This window comes from Sphingomonas pseudosanguinis, from assembly GCF_014196255.1.
Classification (GTDB): domain Bacteria; phylum Pseudomonadota; class Alphaproteobacteria; order Sphingomonadales; family Sphingomonadaceae; genus Sphingomonas; species Sphingomonas pseudosanguinis.
The window spans coordinates 18,278-36,654 of sequence record NZ_JACIDH010000015.1; the positions used below are offsets into that span (position 1 = coordinate 18,278).

The 18,377-nt window shown below is 65.5% G+C and carries 16 protein-coding genes; 8 read left to right on the forward strand and 8 right to left on the reverse strand.

Annotated elements, in window-relative coordinates:
- Positions 1–54 precede the first annotated feature (54 nt).
- The 3 genes from GGR48_RS13930 to GGR48_RS13940 all read right to left on the reverse strand — a co-directional run bounded on the left by GGR48_RS13930 (position 55) and on the right by GGR48_RS13940 (position 1,451).
- Positions 55–543: a hypothetical protein gene (locus tag GGR48_RS13930; protein WP_206362440.1), complete on the reverse strand. Its 489-nt coding sequence runs from the start codon at positions 541–543 to the stop codon at positions 55–57.
- A 59-nt stretch (positions 544–602) separates the two neighbouring features.
- Positions 603–1,121: a hypothetical protein gene (locus tag GGR48_RS13935; RefSeq protein WP_183952452.1), complete on the reverse strand. Its 519-nt coding sequence runs from the start codon at positions 1,119–1,121 to the stop codon at positions 603–605.
- Between the two features lie 63 nt (positions 1,122–1,184).
- The gene (locus tag GGR48_RS13940) at positions 1,185–1,451 is read right to left on the reverse strand and encodes a hypothetical protein (RefSeq protein ID WP_206362439.1); all 267 of its coding nucleotides are present in this window, start codon (positions 1,449–1,451) and stop codon (positions 1,185–1,187) included.
- Positions 1,452–2,129: 678 nt separating this feature from the next.
- On the opposite strand from GGR48_RS13940, the gene GGR48_RS13945 reads away from it, so the two are divergent.
- Positions 2,130–4,151, forward strand: a complete 2,022-nt coding sequence (locus GGR48_RS13945; protein ID WP_183952454.1) for a S8 family serine peptidase — start codon at positions 2,130–2,132, stop codon at positions 4,149–4,151.
- 26 nt (positions 4,152–4,177) lie between these two features.
- Positions 4,178–4,843 (forward strand): N-acetylmuramoyl-L-alanine amidase, encoded by a 666-nt coding sequence (locus GGR48_RS13950; RefSeq protein WP_183952455.1) that lies wholly within the window; start codon positions 4,178–4,180, stop codon positions 4,841–4,843.
- Between the two features lie 39 nt (positions 4,844–4,882).
- Here GGR48_RS13950 and GGR48_RS13955 read toward each other — a convergent pair whose 3' ends face one another.
- From GGR48_RS13955 to GGR48_RS13965, 3 genes are all read right to left on the reverse strand, one after another.
- Positions 4,883–5,518 carry a hypothetical protein gene (locus GGR48_RS13955; RefSeq protein ID WP_183952456.1) on the reverse strand — a complete coding sequence of 212 codons (636 nt, stop codon included), beginning with the start codon at positions 5,516–5,518 and terminating at the stop codon, positions 4,883–4,885.
- A gap of 135 nt (positions 5,519–5,653) precedes the next feature.
- Positions 5,654–8,185 (reverse strand): MobA/MobL family protein, encoded by a 2,532-nt coding sequence (locus tag GGR48_RS13960; RefSeq protein WP_183952457.1) that lies wholly within the window; start codon positions 8,183–8,185, stop codon positions 5,654–5,656.
- Positions 8,186–8,465: 280 nt separating this feature from the next.
- Positions 8,466–9,851 (reverse strand): aminotransferase-like domain-containing protein, encoded by a 1,386-nt coding sequence (locus tag GGR48_RS13965; RefSeq protein ID WP_183952458.1) that lies wholly within the window; start codon positions 9,849–9,851, stop codon positions 8,466–8,468.
- Positions 9,852–9,957: 106 nt separating this feature from the next.
- Between GGR48_RS13965 and GGR48_RS13970 the strand changes: the two genes are divergently transcribed.
- Both GGR48_RS13970 and GGR48_RS13975 read left to right on the forward strand, forming a co-directional pair.
- On the forward strand, positions 9,958–10,800 hold the full coding sequence (locus GGR48_RS13970; protein ID WP_183952459.1) for a PhzF family phenazine biosynthesis isomerase: 843 nt from the start codon (positions 9,958–9,960) through the stop codon (positions 10,798–10,800).
- Entirely contained in the window at positions 10,800–11,405 is a 606-nt protein-coding gene (locus GGR48_RS13975) for a DJ-1/PfpI family protein (protein ID WP_183952460.1), read from the forward strand. The genes GGR48_RS13970 and GGR48_RS13975 overlap by 1 nt, the downstream gene beginning before the upstream one ends.
- Before the next feature lie 39 nt (positions 11,406–11,444).
- Here GGR48_RS13975 and GGR48_RS13980 read toward each other — a convergent pair whose 3' ends face one another.
- Positions 11,445–12,476, reverse strand: a complete 1,032-nt coding sequence (locus GGR48_RS13980) for a zinc-binding alcohol dehydrogenase family protein (protein WP_183952461.1) — start codon at positions 12,474–12,476, stop codon at positions 11,445–11,447.
- 100 nt (positions 12,477–12,576) lie between these two features.
- Here GGR48_RS13980 and GGR48_RS13985 point away from each other — a divergent pair, with 100 nt between their 5' ends.
- The 4 genes from GGR48_RS13985 (at position 12,577) to GGR48_RS14000 (ending at position 17,035) form a co-directional block, all read left to right on the forward strand.
- Positions 12,577–12,924: a winged helix-turn-helix transcriptional regulator gene (locus GGR48_RS13985; RefSeq protein WP_183952462.1), complete on the forward strand. Its 348-nt coding sequence runs from the start codon at positions 12,577–12,579 to the stop codon at positions 12,922–12,924.
- A 156-nt stretch (positions 12,925–13,080) separates the two neighbouring features.
- Complete coding sequence (gene dinB / locus GGR48_RS13990; protein ID WP_183952463.1) at positions 13,081–14,163, forward strand: DNA polymerase IV; 1,083 nt, start codon at positions 13,081–13,083, stop codon at positions 14,161–14,163.
- Positions 14,163–14,723: an alpha-ketoglutarate-dependent dioxygenase AlkB gene (locus GGR48_RS13995; protein WP_183952464.1), complete on the forward strand. Its 561-nt coding sequence runs from the start codon at positions 14,163–14,165 to the stop codon at positions 14,721–14,723. Before dinB ends, GGR48_RS13995 begins: the two co-directional genes overlap by 1 nt.
- A gap of 383 nt (positions 14,724–15,106) precedes the next feature.
- Positions 15,107–17,035 (forward strand): ATP-binding protein, encoded by a 1,929-nt coding sequence (locus tag GGR48_RS14000; RefSeq protein WP_183952465.1) that lies wholly within the window; start codon positions 15,107–15,109, stop codon positions 17,033–17,035.
- Between the two features lie 414 nt (positions 17,036–17,449).
- Here GGR48_RS14000 and GGR48_RS14005 read toward each other — a convergent pair whose 3' ends face one another.
- Positions 17,450–18,376 carry a restriction endonuclease gene (locus GGR48_RS14005; RefSeq protein ID WP_183952466.1) on the reverse strand — a complete coding sequence of 309 codons (927 nt, stop codon included), beginning with the start codon at positions 18,374–18,376 and terminating at the stop codon, positions 17,450–17,452.
- Position 18,377 lies beyond the last annotated feature (1 nt).

Here is an 18,377-nt window from a genome sequence, read left to right on the forward strand (position 1 = left end):
GTGTCCGAATAGGCTGGCTCGTCCGTATAGGGTGATAGACCTCGACGCGATCCGTCAGGCGGCCTTTGCCCAGAGCGTGCACTGCGCGTCGTCGTACTGGACGCCCGGCCGCATGACCTGCCGGGTCAGCCACGTGCTGGCGCGTTCGATGCCGTCGCTCAGATCGTCGGCGGGCTTGCCGTCGATGTGCACGATCTCCCGCGGAGCGAGCCGGAAATGCCCGCGCACATGAGCCTGCGGCAGGATCAGCCCCCGGTTGCCCGACTTCGACTGCCACAGGCGGCAGCCGCTCTGGATGTGGCAACGGCCATCGCGCGGCAGGAACATCGTGATCCCGGTCAGCGCCGGGGTCGGTCCGGTGCGATATTCGAGGTGCAGGACGTCGGCGTCGGTCTCGACCGCGTGACGGCCCATCTTGATCTGGTCCTCGATCTCGAGCGGATCGCCACCGGTGATGGCAACGCCGGGCTTGAGCTTGCGGGTACCGAGCAGCAGCTTCACGACGGCGCGGGTGACGGCGGCTTCGAAGGCCGGGGTGTTCATCTCGATTTCTCCTTGTTTCATCCCCCATTTCCGGGGGCACATTCTCGTGTTCGCTGATCTCAACCCTGTTCTGTCCGCCGGCAGGCGCGGACTATCTCGGCGGCGGCTCGCTCGAGCCCGGTCACCCGCTCCCACCCGCTGTTCCAGGGAGCGGGCATCGACACCTCCAACCCGTGCCGTGTGATCCCGACGAAGAGGTCCGGACGTGCCGGCACGAGGTGCAGGCCGCCATCGGCATCGCGGTAGAAGCTCAAATCCTGCACCAGGATCGGTCCGGTGACCGAGTGAAGCGCGACATCGGCCCGCACCGGCTCGAGGATTTCGGGGTGGAAACCGTGCCGGATCAGCACCACGTCACGCTTGCGGGTCGCGGCACAGCGCATCACCGCGTCGTCATAAAGACGCTCGGCGACCGGGGTCGCCACGATGATGAGGTTGTTTTCGAGCGACTCCACGCCGCCTGGCAGGCCGGTGTTGCCCGCGTAGGGGTACGGCTCGTCGGGAGCGAGTGCGGTCAGAACATAGTTGAGGAGCGCGACCGAGGTCGTCGGCAGCGTGTCATGGAGGGTCGAATGCATGGGGGTACCTGCGCAGCAGCTTGATCCCCGGACCGGCTGGTCCGGATCAGGCCCCTTCGATTTTCATTTCTCGTCAGGGCTTCGCTCGGCCCCGGCCGATCTTCCCCTCTTTGCGCGGCAGCGGTCGCGGCCATCGCGAAAGACAGCGTTGCCGATGACGGCATAGGCCCAGCCATCAATGGTTCGCGCGCTATCCGCGATGGTGCCCGCGCGATGGATCGCAGCGGCCGGGCAATAGACTTCGGCCATGGCGGGCACCCAGCCGGCGATGCTGCCGGCGGGCTGGCGCTGCCACCATTGCCCGGCGGTCAGGGCGGTCAGCAGCAGCATGGCGCTCACGCGGAAAACCATGGGCAAGCGGCGTCGCTTCATTTTCTTTCCTCCAACAGATTGTCGCTGCTGGAGAGGGTAAGCATCTCAAAATACGTCAGATTGTTCAGTCAGAAGCCGCCCGGCTTGCCGCATGTTGCAGCAACCCGGACGTCATTCCTGCACGGTGGGACTTGGTTCGTTAACGGGTTCCGCCTACACCTATGCCGTTCGCCATCAGGCGGACCGAGGCGTGATAACCTCGCTCTTAGTAGCCGTGGCCCGGCCCGAACCAGTTTCGGCCGGGAGGCGCACGCGTATGTCCAGGGCGCTTTCGGGCGCCTAAAGGCGTGCGCGCTCGTCTAAGAGCGAGTTATCAACTTCCGGCTCACGGGCCGGCGCCGCCTCGTTTCACGGGGCGGTGCCGCCGGCTGGGGAAGCCGAGCATCGCCCGACACGGGGGTGCGTATGGTTGCGGGACACAGCCGCCAGTGGCGGAAAGCGTTTCAAACGACGTCGGTGATATCAGCAGCGATGCTGCTTGCCGCCTGTGGCGGCGGAGGCGGTGGCGTCGCTTCGTCAGGGTCGATCCCGACGCCTGCACCCACGCCGACACCCAGCCCAACACCGTCGCCATCCCCCACACCGACCCCGCCGCCCAGCACTGCGGATAGCGCAGAGTATAAGGCTTCCGCCGCCGTGGTCGGCGCGAAGGCCGCCTATGCCTATGACAAGGGCATCACCGGCAAGGGCGTGACCATCGCCGTCATCGACACCGGCATCGCCACCAGCAGCGCCGAGTTCGCCGGCCGCATTTCGCCCGACAGCCAGACGTTCGAAAGCCGGATTGCGCGCTGTGCAACCTGCGCGCCCGAGACGGTGACCTTCCCGCTCGACGATGTGCAGGGCCACGGCACCGAGGTCGCCTCAGTCGCGCTGGCCGCGAAAAATGGCTCGGGCGTGCATGGCGTCGCCTATGACGCAACGCCGCTCGCACTGAAGGTGGTAGCCCCCGATCTCGACGGGGTCACCGCGACATCGGTCATCAAGGAAGGCAACGGCGCGAACGCCGCCAGTATCGCCCCCGCCATCACCTATGCCGTTGAAAAAGGGGCGTTCGTCATCTCGATGAGCCTGAATGGCGAACATGGCGGCCAGATCGCCGCCGACGAACGTGCCGCCATGGACAGCGTCGTCAAAGCCGACCGGCTGCTCGTGCAATCCGTGTCCAACTTCATCGACGACAAGAGCGCCGCACCCGGCACGCTCACCCACAACCTCGTCGGTAACAATCTGGAAAATAAGAACAACTTCCTGTTCGGCATCCGCGTTGACAGTGCGCTGCGCCCGCCCAGCGGCAATGGCCTTCCCGGCGAGCTTGCCGACCGGACGCTGGCGGTGGTCGCGACGGACGTCAGCGTCGTCGGCAAGGACGGGCAACTGACCACGGTCACTGGCAACAGCTTCGCCGCCCCCGCGATCGCCGGGGCCGCCGCGCTGCTCAAGCAGTATTGGCCGCAACTCGGCGGCAAGGCGATCTCGCGCATCCTGCTCGATACCGCCACCGACCTCGGCGACAAGGGTGCCGACCAAATCTTCGGCGTTGGCTTGCTCAACGTCGAGGCGGCGATGAAGGCGCAGGCGCCCGCCAGCGCCTTTGCCGCTGCCGACATGGTGCTGGCGCGCTATTCCTCGCTCAGCCTCTCCGGCCCATACGGTGGCGGTGGCCAACTAGCCGATACCGTCACCCGAATGACGGTCTTCGACCGCTATGGCCGCGACTTCACCATGACCGGCACCGCCGCCCCACGGGTTCGGAGTTCGGGATTGCTGGCGGGTGCGATGCTGGGGACGATCGATCCGCCGTGGCTGGCCACTACGGCCAGCGACGTAAAATTGGGGCTCGCCTCCCCCGCCACGGGACCATGGGCCGCGGCGCGTTCCGGCCGCCCGGCCACCTTCGCCTTCTCGCCCGCTGCGGGACAGACGATCAGCTTCAGCGCGAATGCCGCGATCGGGCAAGGCGCAGGCATCGCGGGTTCTGCCCTGCGCGGTGTCGTCGCCGCGCCGGTCGGTACGTCATCGTCGTGGAGCGGCGGCGGCTGGTCGGCAGGCTTTGCATCAGGCGCGTCGCGCGACGGCCGCTCTGCTTTGCGCAGTGTCAGTTTCGCAACATCGCTGGGGCTTGGTGTCGAGCTGTCAGATCTGACCGAGCGCGGTCAGGTGCTGGGCCTGCGTGGGCCGGCTGGCTTTGCCCTATCCGGCAGCCGGACGACGCTGGCTACACTGACCGCCAGCCGACCCGTTGCTGGGGTGCTGCTATCGGCAACGGCAACGGCCGCCACCACTCGGGTCGATGGCGGATCGGACCTGTTGCGCTTCACCGGCGCGATGACCGGCACCGCCTTCGCGCTCGACGCGGCGTATCGTCTTGGCGGCGGTACGATGACGCTCGGGCTGTCCTCGCCGCTCCGGCTCGAGCGCGCCCACGCAGTGGTCGAGGCACCCGTCGCCTATGACCTGATGACCGGCGTGCTCGCCACCCGTCTGGCCAGCGTCGACCTGACACCGAGCGCGCGCGAGATGGACGTCGAGTTTGGATGGTCGGCCGCGCTGTCGCCCACCTCCTCGCTGCGGCTAGGCGTCGCCCACGCCTTCGATGCCGGGCACGTCGCCGGCGCGCAGGACACCGCCGGCTTTCTCAGCCTGACCCTCCGCTGATCCAGCATCACCACAAGGACATAACCATGTACGACAGAATGATATTCGCAGCGGTTGCAACCGGACTGCTCACCTTCGCCGCGCCCGCCTATGCCGCCGATCCGGCCACCATGGACGTGGCAGGCATTCATCTAGACGACACGCCGCAGCAGGTGAAGGCAGCCCTGCAGCAGGCCGGGTACAAGGTGACCGAGACGCGCAAGACCGAATCCTTCGCCCAGCGCGTCGCGGTCGAGGTCGCGAACCGCAAGGGCGCAGCGCCACCCAATCCAACCTATGCCGGGATCGCCGAAATCATTGCCATGGGACCACACCAGGAGCGCGCCGACATCCAGTTCGCCCAAATCGCCGGCGGAGACAGCGTGTCGCGCGTCGAGGTCACCATCCCAGGCACCGTGATGGGCGATGCCGCAATGAAGGCACAGCTCACCGCCAGATACGGCAAGCCCGATGCGGTCAAGGATCAGGGGCTTACCTGGCATTGGTGTGCACCGCAAGCGGTGAAGATCTGCGGTATGACCTATACCGGCGGCGAGCTCGATACGGTGTGGCCGACGCTACGGGGCAGCACCGGCATGGGCAGCAATTCCATCATCCTGGAAGCGGGCACCGATGCCGATCGCCGCCTCAAACAGGCGTTCGAGGCCGCCGTGCTGGCGCGGGCGCCCAAGACCGACCGGGCCGCGTTCTGATGCTTGAAAGGGGCGGCCGTCGCCGCCCCGTCCACCTGCTCAAGCGGCGACCATTTGCTCCCATCCGTCACGGAAAGCGCCCCATTCTTCCGCCCACATGCGGTGCGTCGTGTCGGCGAGATCGGGGTGCTCCGCGGCCCAGCCGCTCGGCGTGTGCTGGCGCGCCAGCATGCAAATATGAACGTGCGGCAGCGCGCGGCTGAGTTCATCGCCGGGGGCATGCGCCACCACCACGCTGGTCAGCGAGCGGCCGCAGGCGAGATGGATCGCGGCATAGCTCGTCGCCATGTCGAACAGGTCATGGATCGGTGTGTTGATAGTGCCACGTACCGTCAGCACGCCGGCGAGCAAGCGCTGGTGCGGGCGAACCGCTTGGTCGTACTCGTCGAGCAGCGGCGCCAACGCCATGTCCCCGACACCTCGGGCGAGCACGAGACGGTGCTGACGGGCGGTCACCGGGATGCCGCAGGCGGTCGTGTGCGCGGCGCTGGTCGGCTCGACGGGTGCCATCTTCGCGCGGATCAGCGTCGCCGCGCTGTTCGCCCTCTGCTTCGCGCGGGGGCGTAGCAGGGCATAGCCCAAATCCTCGCACCCGGGCTCGCGCACATCGTACAGCGTATCCATCACTTGCGCCGGGCTCAGCCAGCCGGGCACCACGTTCGTCTTGGTCTTCATATCATTTCCAGTCCGGCGGCGCGGGGCTGCTCGCGTCGCCTTCAGGTCCATTTCACCATCATGGTGCAGCCGCCAGGCTATCCCCCTCCTTCCTTCTGGCCGATCGCATCGATCGGGGCGGCCCGAAAACCGTCCTTATCTTTCTGAACCGCGATCTATTGGGCGCTGGCGCGCCGCTACGTCGTCCGGCCCCTTGCTCCGGATACCCGGCGGTGGGCCGTTCGGCCTGTCCTGCGGGGCGGGCCTGGATGGCACCTGCCGCTCGCGTTTCTCCTCTCGCTGCGGATCGCCCCTAGTCACAACGGGTGGATCAGGCGGTCGTCGATCAACGGGCTGGGCAGCGGGGGGAACAGGTTTGGGTGGCGATTTCACTTCCGGTACGGGCGGCCTGCCGGGAGGCTGGGCGGCGGGCATGTCGGCAGCGCCAGCTGCTGGCCGCGCACGGTCCTCCGGCGGCGCTATCGTTCTGACAACCTTGCCCGCTTCCGCCTTCGCGGCCTCTTGCTCGCGACGGCCCGCCTCGGCGCGTTGCAGCGCTGCCTGCTTGTCGCGCTGCCGCTTGGCATCAGCCGCGGCTTGATTGGTGCGCCGCTCCCGTTCGCCGATAAGCCAATTTTGAAATTCCTCCTCGCCAGCGAACAGCCGCATCAGCCGGTCGATCGCTTTCGGCTGGTCCGGTGCCAGGCGCACGGTGCCGCCTTCAAAGATCAGCCGCCCCTCATCTCGTCCATGCCGCGTCAGCCATTGGCGAAGGCGTCCACGCACCTGCTCCCGATAAACCGGATGGTGCATCGTCGCGGCGGACGCCGTCCGTGTGGAAACATAGGTGATCGCAGGAGTGCGTTGACCCTTCGTCGCAATCGCCGCCGCAACCTCGTCCCATGTGGCACTGGCCTGCGCTTCGATCCTGGCGATCCGCTGCCGTTCCGCCGCACGCTCGTCGTCGGAGGGCGAATGCTGCTCCACCCAGTCTAGATGCGCGCGGGATGCCTCCAACAGCGCACGATCGCCAGCGCGCGACTTGGTCCTGCGGCCGGGCTCCGGCTCCAGCGTTGCGATCACCGCTTCCGCCCTTGATCGCGATGCCGCCACCACGACATCGGCGACGTCCATGTCATGGCGGCGCTGGATCAGTCGGCGGGACAATCGCTCATACCGCCGGGCGGCGGCAACCGCGTCAGGCTGGTCACCGATCAACGGCAGGATCAGCGTCATGTCCCTTGCCAGCACGTCGGTCGCAGCAGCCGCCTTCTTCTCGCAGGCGGCAAGCTCATCGCTCACGATCTGCCGCGCGTTGCGGGTGCCGACCTCCGTCGCGACCCCACGCCGCTCGTGACCGGTCGCGCGATTGCCCATATGCTCGAGCGGGGTCAGGGCGATGCCGTTTTCCTCATAGGTGCCGTGGAGGTAGCGCTCCTCACCCATCACCGCGTTGACGATGTCGATGAAGCGCCCGCGCATGAGCTCGGCGGTGTCGACCTTGGCACGCTTGCCGTTGTTGCCCGGCTCCGCGCGGTAGCTGACCTTGTTCTGACGGTAGGGCCGGGTGTTCTTGCCATTCCTGCGCTCGACCACCTCGAAATCCCACTTGCCCTCCTCGTTCATCCACTTCGCCGGGCGGTCATAGGCATCGATATGGATGTGGAAGTTGCGCTTGTCGCCATGCTGGTCCGGCTGGTGGATCACCCCCACCGCCATCCAGCCATCCGCCGCCAGCATCGCGACGATGTTGCGCAGGATCTGGCCATGCTGCTCTGGCTTGGCGTCGGCGGGCAACTCCTGCACGAAGCGATAGTGACTGCGCCCCGTCCGTCCCTGCCGCCATTGCGGCGCGGGGAAGCTGGGATGCTTATCGAACCAGGTCAGCCGGTCGAACGCTTGCCTGGACGTGACATCCGCGACGACGACCTGCCGGTCCTTGAAGGGGCGTCCCTTAGCCGCCGCCTCGGCTTCAGCTTCCCGTCGCGCCGCCTTCAGTCTGCGGCTCATGTCGCGCAGCCAGTCCGGACTCGTCGCGAATCCCGCCACCCGATCATATCGTCCGACCTCGGCGGTCGAGGCGGTGAGCTGGTGGACCCTGGGCTGGCTTTCGCTCTGCTCGGCCGCCACGAACAACGACCGCTGACGCTCAGGGCTGCCGGGGACGTTGGATACGATGGCCCGGGCGTTCATACCGCCCCGGATCACCTGCTCGTCGATCATGTCGATGACGAGGTCCTCCGCCAGATCGGAGACCGCCTGATCGCGCCGGATATAGTCGAGATGGCTGATGATCGTGACCTTCGCGCCGTCCCGCAGATAGTCGAAATGCTCGCCCTCTTTGGCCTTGGTCTTGAAGCGGTGGTGAACCTTTCCGTCTCCGCTCGTCGGTACGTGAGCCATGCCCATCGGCTTCATGTCGAAGTGCGGCACCCGGCCGCCACCGGTCTGGCGGCTACCCCGCCGGATCGGGCTCGGTCGGTGGAAGTCGATGCCGACCGCTGCGGCGAGCGCATCCGCCTTGCGACCGGCTGGCGATTGTCCCGGCTCCGCCTCCATCTGGTGATTGCGTCCACGCCGGTACGACGCTCCCACCAGATCCCGGTCAGCCTGCGCCTGACGCGCCAGGAGCGCCCGCACATGATGCGCGAAGACGGGCTGTTCATCAGGCAGGCCATGAGCGGTCATGCCTCATAGTGTCCGGCATCGGCACGGCGCCGACAAGTACCCCTCCCGCCTTCCGGAAGCCGCCTGCGGCTGGAGGACACCGCGCTCGATCGCTCCTGATCGAGCGCGCGCACCGGCAAATTGGCGGCCCAGCCGCCGATTTGCGTTGTTGCGCCTCAATTTCCTCATCTCCGGTCACAATGGAACCGCTTTCCTCTGGCTCTTGCTTCCCTAATCCAGCTGCTGACCTCATCAAGTGGTCAAGCTCGCCTATTGGCGAACGCAATCGGGTTATCAGTCTTCACAGCGCGCGTTTCAAGAAATCGTACAGGCGATCGTCGTCACTCATCGCGACGTTGAAGCGCATGTGATCGCGCCAGCCGCCGTTGGGACTGAACACCGGCCCCGGTGCGAGCACGACACCTTCCGTGATCGCCCGCCGGGCGAGTTCGACGGCATCGACGCCGTCCGGCAGTCGCGCCCAGAGGAAGATGCCCGCCGCCGGGTCGGTCCACGGCTCGATCCCGATGGCCCGCAGGCGTTTCGCCACCCGCGCCGTGGCCCGGCCGAGCCGGGTCCGGACACCGTCAACGTGACGCCGATAGCTGCCATCGGTCAGCACCGCGTGCAGCAGGTTGGCGGCGAGTGGACTGCCCGCCATCGACGTCGCGATGCGCAGGTCGGCCAGCCCTTCGATCCAGTCGGGTCGGGCCGCGATATGGCCACAGCGCACCGCCGCCGACAGCGACTTGGAGAAGCTGCCGATACGGATCGTCCGGTCGAGCCCGTCGAACGCCGCCAGCCGTGGCCAAGGCGTGTGCTCGAAGTCGGCGAAGATATCGTCCTCGACGACGACCATGTCCTGCGCCTCGGTGATCTTGAGCAACCGATGCGCGGTGGCGGCGGCGAGCGTTGCGCCGGTCGGGTTATGAACGCCCGAGTTCGTCAGGTAGAAGCGCGGCCGATGCGTCGCGGCGGCCTCGGCGAAGTTGGCGACGTCCGGCCCGGTGGGTGTCATCGGAACGCCGACGACCTTGGCGCGGTGCGCCCGCAGCAGCGCCAGAAAGTTGAAATAGCATGGGTCGTCGACCAGCACGGTATCGCCCGGTTGGAGCAGAAAGCGGCACACCAGATCGAGCGCATGGGTGCCGCTGTCGGTCAGCAGGATCTGTTCGGGGCCGGCTTCGATCCCCTGATCCGCCATCCGCCGCGCCAACAATACCCTCAGCGGAGGCGAACCCAAGGGGGAAGCATAGCCCGCCAGCGTGCCGTTCGCGTCGGATCGCGCCGCCCCGCGCATTGCCTTGCGGAGGGCATCGCCCGCCAGCCAATCATCGGGCAGCCAGCCGCATCCCGGCATCAGTTCGTGGCGCCGCTCACCCAGCGACTGGCGCAGCATCCAGAGCGGGTCGACCTCGCGCTCCTTCGCACTGGCCAGCCGATCCAGCGTCAGCGGGGCCAAGGGTGCCGCGACATAGAACCCTGATCCCGGTCGCGAGCGAATGACGCCCTCGGCGGCGAGGCGATCATAGGCCTCGACCACCGTCGAGCGTGCGACGCGGCTCATCTCGGCCATGGCGCGGATCGACGGCAGCCGGGCGCCCGGCGTCAGCGCGCGGGCATCGATCCGGTCGCGGATCGCGCGGACCACCATGCCGGTGCGGGTTTCGTCGGACGCGCTTGCCATCGTACTACCATTATCACCAATACAGTTCGGTATGATCGTACCGATGTGTATCTGTTAGCGCCAGTCGCACCGCGATAGGACCAGCCATCATCAATAGGAGATGCCCGTGACCCGCCCCTTTCGCCTCGTCGACGTATTCGGCACCGATCCGCTGACCGGCAACCCGCTGGCCGTCATCGCCGATGCCGATGGCCTGACGACGGACGAGATGCAGGCGATCGCGAGCTGGCTGAATTTTTCGGAGACGACCTTCCTGCTGCCGCCGACCGATCCGGCGGCCGACTATCGCGTCCGCATCTTCACCATGGCGCACGAACTGCCGTTCGCCGGGCACCCGACCTTGGGCAGCGCCCATGCGTGGGCGGAAGCTGGCGGGCAGCCGAAGCAGGACGGCGTGATCATGCAGGAATGCGGCGTCGGGCTGGTGACGATCCGGCGCGATGGCGATCAGCTTGCTTTTGCCGCCCCACCGCTGCTGCGCGGCGGCACGCCGACCGAGGCCGAGATCGCTCAGGTCGCCGAGTTGCTGCGGATCGACCGCGCGGCGATCGTCGATGCCGCCTGGGCGGACAATGGCCCCGGCTGGATCGCGGTCATGCTGGAATCCGCCGAGGCGGTGCTGGCGGTCGAGCCGGCGCGGCACCACTCCGAGCATATCGACATCGGCATCGTCGGCCCGCACGCCCCCGGCAGCGAGGTCGCGTTCGAACTACGCGCGCTCTTCACAGACGCGCATGGCGGGCTGATCGAGGACCCAGTGACCGGCAGCCTCAACGCCTCGGTCGGCCAGTGGCTGTTCGCCAGCGGTCGGGCAAGCGGCCGCTATGTCGCGGCGCAGGGCACGCGCCTCGGGCGGAGCGGGCGCATCCATGTCTCGCAGGACGAGGCCGGGCAGGTCTGGGTCGCCGGCGCGACGCGGACTTTGTTCTCCGGCCGGACGCAAGCGTGATGCAGGTCGCGGTCCTGACCTTCGACGGCTTCAACGAACTGGATTCGTTCGTCGCCGCCGCGATCATCAACCGGCTGCGCCCGCATGGCTGGGCTGCACATATCACCGCCCCGACTGAAACGCTGACGTCGATGAACGGTGTCGTGGTCCACCGCCAGCGGCCGCTCGCATTTCTCGAGGAGGCGGATGCGGTGCTGATCGGCAGTGGTGTCCGCACGCGGGAGATTGCCACCGATCCGGCGATGCTGGCCCGGCTTCGCCTCGATCCAACGCGGCAGTTGATCGCGGCGCAATGTTCAGGGACGCTGCTGCTGGCCAAGCTCGGCCTGATCGGCGATTTGCCAGCCTGCACCGACCTCACCACCAAGCCATGGGTGGTGGAGGTTGGTGTTACGGTCATCGACGCACCGTTCGCCACTCATGGCAATGTCGCGACGGCAGGCGGATGTCTGGCCGCGCCCTATCTCGCCGCATGGCTGATCGCGCGCGGAGGCGAGCCCGAACTGGCGCGCGAGGCACTTCGTTACGCCGCACCGGTCGGCGAGAAGGCGCGCTTCGTCGATCATGCCATGGCGGTCGTCGCGGGCGAGTTGGCATTCGCCTGACCCGCCCGCGCGCGCATTTCGTAGGAACCCGCGTCGAGCTCACGCCTGCGGGCTGTCCCAGCCTTCCAGGACGATCTTGCCCCGCGTGGTGGCGCTCTCGATGCAGCGGTGCGCCTCGATCAGGTTGGCGGCATTGATCGGTGACAGCGTTTCGGTGGCCGTGGTGCGAATGTGCCCCTCATCCACCAGTTCGGCCACCGCGTCCAACAGTCGACCCTGCTCGCCGACGTCCGGTGTGTCGAAGAGTGACCGGGTGAACATTAATTCCCAATGGACCGACACCGCCTTGCGCTTGAAGGCGACGATGTCGAGGCTGGCGGGATCGTCGATCAGCGCGAAGCGCCCCTGCGGCGCGATCAGCTCGGCGATATCGGCCAGATGGCGATCGGTATGGGTGGTCGAGAAGACGAAGGCGGGCGCGCCGATCTCCAGCGTGGCGATCTGCGGTGCCATCGGCCGGGAATGATCGATGACATGATGTGCGCCGAGGTCGCTCACCCAGTTCTGCGTCTCAGCGCGCGAGGCGGTGGCGATCACGGTCAGGTCGGTCCGGGCCCGCGCGATCTGGATCGCCGCGGAACCGACACCACCCGCGCCGCCGATGATCAGGATGGCGCGGGCACCGCCAGCCGGCTGGTCGTCGACCTTCAACCGGTCGAACAGGGTTTCCCAGGCCGTGATCGCCGTTAGCGGCAGCGCCGCCGTCTCCGCGAAGCCGATGCTGCGGGGGCGATGGCCCGCGATGCGTTCGTCGACGAGCTGATATTCCGCATTGCTGCCGTCGCGCATCAGGTCACCGGCATAGAAGACCTCGTCACCGACCTTGAAGCGGGTGGCTTCCGGGCCGACCGCTTCGACCAAGCCCGCCGCATCCCAGCCAAGAATGCGCTCCTCGCGCCCGTCGAACGGCGCGGCGCCGGTACGAACCTTCGCATCAACCGGGTTCACCGAGATGGCACGAACTGCAATCAGGATGTCACGCCCCGTTGGAACGGGCCGTGGCAGCTCTATGTCGATCAGGGCTTCGTCCCGGTCAATCGGGCCGGGCTGGCGATAGGCTATGGCGCGCATGGGTCTTGCTCCTTCTGCTGACACACGCGAGATAGGGACGGTGTCAGCTTATGTCGTAGGCACAAAAAACGCTCATAGTGTCTAAAAGGATACCGTCCCGATGGCGAAAGCCCGCCACTCCCGCCTCGATTGTACCCCGGGCTGCGCCGTCGAGGCGGCGGTGAGCCTGATCGACGGCAAGTGGAAGGCGGTGATCCTCTACCATCTGCAGGACGGAACCACGCGCTTCAACGAGTTGCGTCGCCGTGCCGGGGACGTGACGCCGCGCATGCTGACCAACCAGCTGCGCGAGCTGGAGGCCGATGGCCTGATCGAGCGCGAGGTCTTCGCTCAGGTGCCGCCGCGGGTAGAATATAGCCTGTCCGATCGCGGCCGATCCCTGTCGCCGATCATCGCGGCGCTCAAGGCTTGGGGCGATGCGAATATGGACCTCTTCGCGCGGCGATGATCATCCGACTGATGCGTCGGCGACGTTCGCGGCATTGCTCGAACGGCGTCGTGCTCGGATGTAAGCCAAGAGATGGGCATGTGGGATAAGCGACGGGTTTCCGACGTTTTCGCACAATATGTTCACATCCTGTTCTGCATGCGTTAAAAGGTGCGCATGGCGGTGCGTAAGATCATTCACGTCGACATGGACGCCTTCTTCGCGTCGGTAGAGCAGCGTGACGATCCGTCGCTGCGCGGCAAGCCGGTTGCGGTCGGTCATGCCGCCGCACGGGGCGTGGTGGCGGCGGCCAGCTACGAGGCGCGTACGTTCGGTGTTCGCTCCGCGTTGCCCTCGGTCACCGCGCTGCGCCGCTGTCCAGACCTGATCTTCGTGCCGCCCCGCTTTGAAGTGTATCGCGACGTCTCGCGCCAGATCCATGACGTGTTCGCGCGCTATACCGACCTGATCCAGCCCCTGTCTCTCGATGAGGCCTATCTCGACGTCACCGCGAACAAGCGCTGCCTGGAAACCGCATGGCTGACTGCCAAGGCGATCCGCGCCGACATTCTTGCGGAGACCGGCCTGACCGCGTCGGCAGGCATCTCGTACAACAAGTTCCTGGCCAAGCTTGCGTCCGATCACCGCAAGCCCAACGGCCAGTTCGCGGTTACGCCGGACATGGGCGCCGCCTGGGTCGAGACGCTGCCCGTCAGCCGCTTCCACGGCGTCGGGCCGGTGACGGCGGAGAAGATGAAGCGGCTGGGGATCGAGACCGGGGCTGATCTACGCGCTAAGTCGCTGGCGTTCTTGCAGCAGCATTTCGGCAGTTCCGCCGAATGGTATTACGCCATCGCGCGCGGGGAAGATGACCGTCCCGTCAATCCGAACCGCGTGCGCAAGTCGTCGGGGTCTGAAACCACGTTCAACCGCGACCTGACCGAACCGGGGGAGATCGAGGCGGGCGCGCTTCGCATGGCCGACGACGTCTGGGACTGGTGCGAGGGACGGCAAGCCTTCGGTCGCACCGTCACGGTGAAGGTCAAATACGCCGACTTCCATCAGATCACCCGACGCCGCAGCCAGCCCGTGGCGGTCACCAATCGCGAAGGCCTGCGCCGCGCGGTGCTCGACCTGATCCGGTCGGTTCTGCCGACCCACAAGGGTATACGACTGGTCGGCGTAACGGTATCGAACTTCGTCGAGGCCGGGGCAGCGGCACCGACCGAATTGCCGATCTTCGCGGAGGCGGCGGCGTGATGCTTGAGCTCTTTGACGCGCCGCTCCTGCCGGGGCTCGCCACGCGAGCGAACCTGATCACCGCGGACGAGGAGCACATGCTGATCGACCGGATCGATGCGACCGGCCTCGAACCCTTCCGCTTCCAAGGCTGGACGGGCAAACGCCTGACGACGTCCTTCGGATGGAGTTACGACTTCGAGGTCGGGCGCCCGAAGGATGCGCCACCGATGCCGGATTGGCTTCTCCCCATCCGCGATAGGGCCGCCGATTTCGCCGGGCTCGCGCCCGAGACGCTGATCCAGGCGCTGCTCATCCGCTACGACCCCGGTGCAGGGATCGGCTGGCATCGCGATCGGCCCATCTACGGCCATGTCCTCGGCATCTCCCTCGGCGAACCGGCGACGATGCGCTTCCGGCGGCGGCGCGCTGACGGCTTCGACCGCGCGTCGTTGCCGCTCGACCCGCGGGGCGGCTATCATATGAGCGGACCAGCCCGCCACGACTGGGAGCACAGCATCGCGCCGATGGAACATCTGCGCTGGTCAATCACCTTCCGCAGTCTGGCGGAGCATCGGTGATCGACGGCAAGGAGTTTACTGCCGCCATCTTCATGATCGACGATCAAGGGCGTTGTTGACTCCCGTGGGGGCGCCGTGGAGCTCTTGGTATCCGCGTGCGGCAGGTGTCGACCAACTTAAGCCGTTCTCCGGCATATGGTTAACCGGACACTCCCGTCCGAGGCAACACACCGGATCAAGGCCGATGGCGCGATCGGTTGCCAGTCGATGTAGGGGTGGGAGATCCTTGGTCGCGCACGCTCACTCGGGATCGATCCAGGCCAATGCCAACTTATGACTCGGGTCCAGATAACTGAGAAAGGCTTGCCAGACGCCAAAATGGCAGTTCGTGATGGCGCAACGGTTATCGACCTCGCTATGAACGGTGAAACGGGGGATCGGTCATGACGTCACAGGAAACTTTATACGCGTTCGACCGGCGCTTTCTCGATCGCCATGCCGGTCCCATCATCTCCGATCTCTCAGTCGCCATTGTCGAGTTGGTGGCGAACGCCTGGGATGCCTATGCCACCACAGTCGATATCACCTGGCCAACCGCCGACGGCGAGCGCAGGTTTGCTATTAAGGACAACGGCCGTGGCATGACTGCCGCGCAATTTGAACAGCGTTGGGGGGTGTTCGACTATAATCGCGTGGCGGCCGAGGGCGAATATGTCTCGCCCCCGCCCGAGTTGGAGACGCTTGCACCGCGTCGAGCCTATGGCCGCAACGGACGCGGACGCCATGGCGGCTTCGCCTTCTCCAACCCCTACGAGATCACCGTCGAAGCGGGCGGCGAGCAGGTAACCTATCGTGTGTCACGCGGCGGGCTGCGCCCGTTTGATTGGGAGCTAGTCAAGCGCGAACCGAGCCCCGGGCACGGGGTCGAGATCAAGGCCGTTGAGTCGACCCGGTTGCGGCTCAGCGCCGCTGATATTCGCGAGGTGCTCGGCACCCGCTTCCTCACCGATCCAAACTTCCGGGTCTTCGTCGATGGTCAGGCCGTGACCTTCGACGATATTCCGCGCGATTTTCTGCGCGAGAGCTTCGTGGATATCCCCGACGTCGGCCGTGCGACCATACTGATGATTGAGTCCCAGCGCGCTGATCGCAGCACCCGCCAGCATGGCATTGCCTGGCACGTGAACAATCGGCTGGTCGGCATTTGCGGCTGGCGCAGCACCGATTATGAACGCGTGCTCGACGGTCGATCCAGTGAGGCGAAGCGGTTCACCTTCATAGTCTTCGCCGACTTTCTCGCTGACACCGATGCGGTTCTGCCCGACTGGTCCGGATTCCAGCAAAGCCATCCCGCCTGGCAACAGACCCAGATTGCTGTCCAGGACAAGATCCGCGAGGAAATCTCCGCATTTCATTCGGAACGGCGCCGAGAGGTTAAGGACGCGGTCCGTGAGCGCTATGCCTCTACCGTTACTCAGATCACGCCGATCGCGCGCGAGCGCTGGAACAGCTTCGTCGACCAAGTCACCGACAGTTGTCCAGGAATTTCATCCGATCAGATCGAGCAGGTTGCTGGCATCCTCGCCAATCTAGAAGCGTCGTCATCGCAATATAGCTTACTTGCGAAGCTGCATTCCCTTCAGCCTGGGGAACTCGATCAACTCGACGGTATTCTCTCCGATTGGAGCGTCGCGACCGCGAAGCTCGCGCTTGATGAGATTCAGAGCCGGCTCAAACTTATTCATGAGCTGCACGATAAGCTCCGCGACGAGCGGGCCGACGAGGTGCGCGAACTGCAGCCGCTCATCGAGCGGAGCCTTTGGGTGTTCGGTCCCGAGTTCGAAAGCATTGAATTCACATCCAACCGAGGCATGTCCACCGTGATAAAGACCCTGCTCGGCGGCTCCGCGCAGGGCAGCCTCAACCGCCCCGACTTCGTTATCTTGCCTGACGGGAGCGTCGGCCTGTTCGCGCGGCCTGCCTTTGACGACCAGCATGAGGTTATTGGCGTGGCGCATCTGGTGGTGGTCGAATTGAAGCGGCCGGGAATTCCGATCGGGATGGATCAGAAGAACCAGGCGTGGAAATATGTCGTTGAGTTGCAGTCCCACGGGCTCATCGATGATGCAACGCGGGTGACTTGCTTTGTGATGGGTTCGAAGCTCACCCCGCGCGAAGGCGTTCGCGAGGAAGGCCGCACGAAGATCATACCCATGGCTTACGAGACGTTTATCCGCCGGGCCGAAACGCGCATGTTGAACCTCTACGCGCGTCTTTCGGAGGCCCCGTTTCTTCGGGAGGCTGGCGTTGACGCCGCAGCATTCGTCGCGGATCCCATCACGCGCCAACCGGGGCTCGGACTGTCGGCGTGACACTGGCGGAAAGCCGTGCCGTATAAATAGAAAGGGAACGTCTTAATAGCGGGCTACCTTCGATGGTCGTGAGCATTGCTCCGCGACACCCGCTTCGATCAAGTAAAACTGTTTAGCTGAGCCAGTAGTAGCGGGGTCATTGTCCCACGATCCGGCGTTCGCTTCCGGCAGCAGTCGACCAAATTAAGCCGTTCCGGTATCCGCGCCAGAACGTCTGCTCCTGCCGAAACCTGCCATTACCGCTTCATTGAGCAGATCGGCAGCAGCGCGCCCCATGCTGGCCGCTCCTTTGAACAGGTCCCATTTTAGACCCTACCATCCCCGGAACTTTGGCGCCTACCGCCCCGAAGGACCGGGTATATGTTAACCGTCCATTCGCGGCGTACAACGATCAATGGCTCTTCTGAGCAAGACCTACAAAGCGATATCCTCCGCGAAGAAATCCTCGTCGAGCCGCTTGAACTCGATCTTACGGCTTACGCGGACGCCCACGCCATATTCTATCATTAGGTCAGTCAGCCGATCCCCATCGATCAGGATGACGCGCTGGGCGAGGTGTTTGACATAATCACGCGCCTGGCTGCTGAAAGTGGAGGTGGTGACGAACACGCCCTTGGTGGCACCATGGCCGACCAGACTGCCGACGAAGGCCTGAACATCGGGACGGCCGACCGTCGTGTCGGCATAGCGTTTGGCCTGCACATAGACCCGGTCCAACCCCAGCCTGTCTTCGTTGATAACGCCGTCCACGCCGCCGTCGCCCGAACGGCCGAGTTGGGTGGCTGCGTTCTTTTGCGATCCGCCATAGCCCATTGCGATCAGCAGATCGACGATCAGTTGCTCGAAAAAGGCTGGCGTGTTCTGGACGGTGCGTTCCAGCAGTTCCGCGCGTAGGGCCGATTGCACCGCTTGATAGGCCGCTTCAATCTGCTCCTCCGGTGTGCCAGTTTCGGCTAACGGGGCGATGGCAGCGGGCGCGACATCATCGTCAACGGACTTCTGACCGCTGTAAAATTCGCGAAAGCCCTCATAGTCCTTCAGTTCGTTCACGCCGATGCGCGCGGGATTGGACGCCAGCAATGCCCGCCCCGCTTCGGTCGCGATGAAACGGCCCCGCTTCGGTGAGGCGACAAGGCCTGCCTTGGACATATAGAATTTTGCCCAATGGATGCGGTTATGTAGCAGGCGCTGCCGCCCGCTGGGCAGCATCTCTTCGCGCTCGTCCGCGCTGAGGCCGAGATCATCGGCAATGCGTTCGGCGGCATCGGCCACGCGCTGTTCGCCAGTGGCGGCGAGGCGCAGGACCGGCAGCATCAATGTCTGGTAATCAGGAATGGCCATG

Excerpts from the sequence above, each read along its gene's own strand:
- GGR48_RS13960 (WP_183952457.1), bottom strand. The coding sequence starts at position 8,185 with ATGACCGCTCATGGCCTGCCTGATGAACAGCCCGTCTTCGCGCATCAT.
- GGR48_RS13940 (WP_206362439.1), bottom strand. The coding sequence starts at position 1,451 with ATGCTGCTGCTGACCGCCCTGACCGCCGGGCAATGGTGGCAGCGCCAG.
- GGR48_RS13975 (WP_183952460.1), top strand. The coding sequence starts at position 10,800 with ATGCAGGTCGCGGTCCTGACCTTCGACGGCTTCAACGAACTGGATTCG.
- GGR48_RS13965 (WP_183952458.1), bottom strand. The coding sequence starts at position 9,851 with ATGGCAAGCGCGTCCGACGAAACCCGCACCGGCATGGTGGTCCGCGCG.
- dinB (WP_183952463.1), top strand. The coding sequence starts at position 13,081 with ATGGCGGTGCGTAAGATCATTCACGTCGACATGGACGCCTTCTTCGCG.
- GGR48_RS13930 (WP_206362440.1), bottom strand. The coding sequence starts at position 543 with ATGAACACCCCGGCCTTCGAAGCCGCCGTCACCCGCGCCGTCGTGAAG.
- GGR48_RS13955 (WP_183952456.1), bottom strand. The coding sequence starts at position 5,518 with ATGAAGACCAAGACGAACGTGGTGCCCGGCTGGCTGAGCCCGGCGCAA.
- GGR48_RS13950 (WP_183952455.1), top strand. The coding sequence starts at position 4,178 with ATGTACGACAGAATGATATTCGCAGCGGTTGCAACCGGACTGCTCACC.
- GGR48_RS13980 (WP_183952461.1), bottom strand. The coding sequence starts at position 12,476 with ATGCGCGCCATAGCCTATCGCCAGCCCGGCCCGATTGACCGGGACGAA.
- GGR48_RS13995 (WP_183952464.1), top strand. The coding sequence starts at position 14,163 with ATGCTTGAGCTCTTTGACGCGCCGCTCCTGCCGGGGCTCGCCACGCGA.
- GGR48_RS13935 (WP_183952452.1), bottom strand. The coding sequence starts at position 1,121 with ATGCATTCGACCCTCCATGACACGCTGCCGACGACCTCGGTCGCGCTC.
- GGR48_RS13985 (WP_183952462.1), top strand. The coding sequence starts at position 12,577 with ATGGCGAAAGCCCGCCACTCCCGCCTCGATTGTACCCCGGGCTGCGCC.
- GGR48_RS14000 (WP_183952465.1), top strand. The coding sequence starts at position 15,107 with ATGACGTCACAGGAAACTTTATACGCGTTCGACCGGCGCTTTCTCGAT.
- GGR48_RS14005 (WP_183952466.1), bottom strand. The coding sequence starts at position 18,376 with ATGGCCATTCCTGATTACCAGACATTGATGCTGCCGGTCCTGCGCCTC.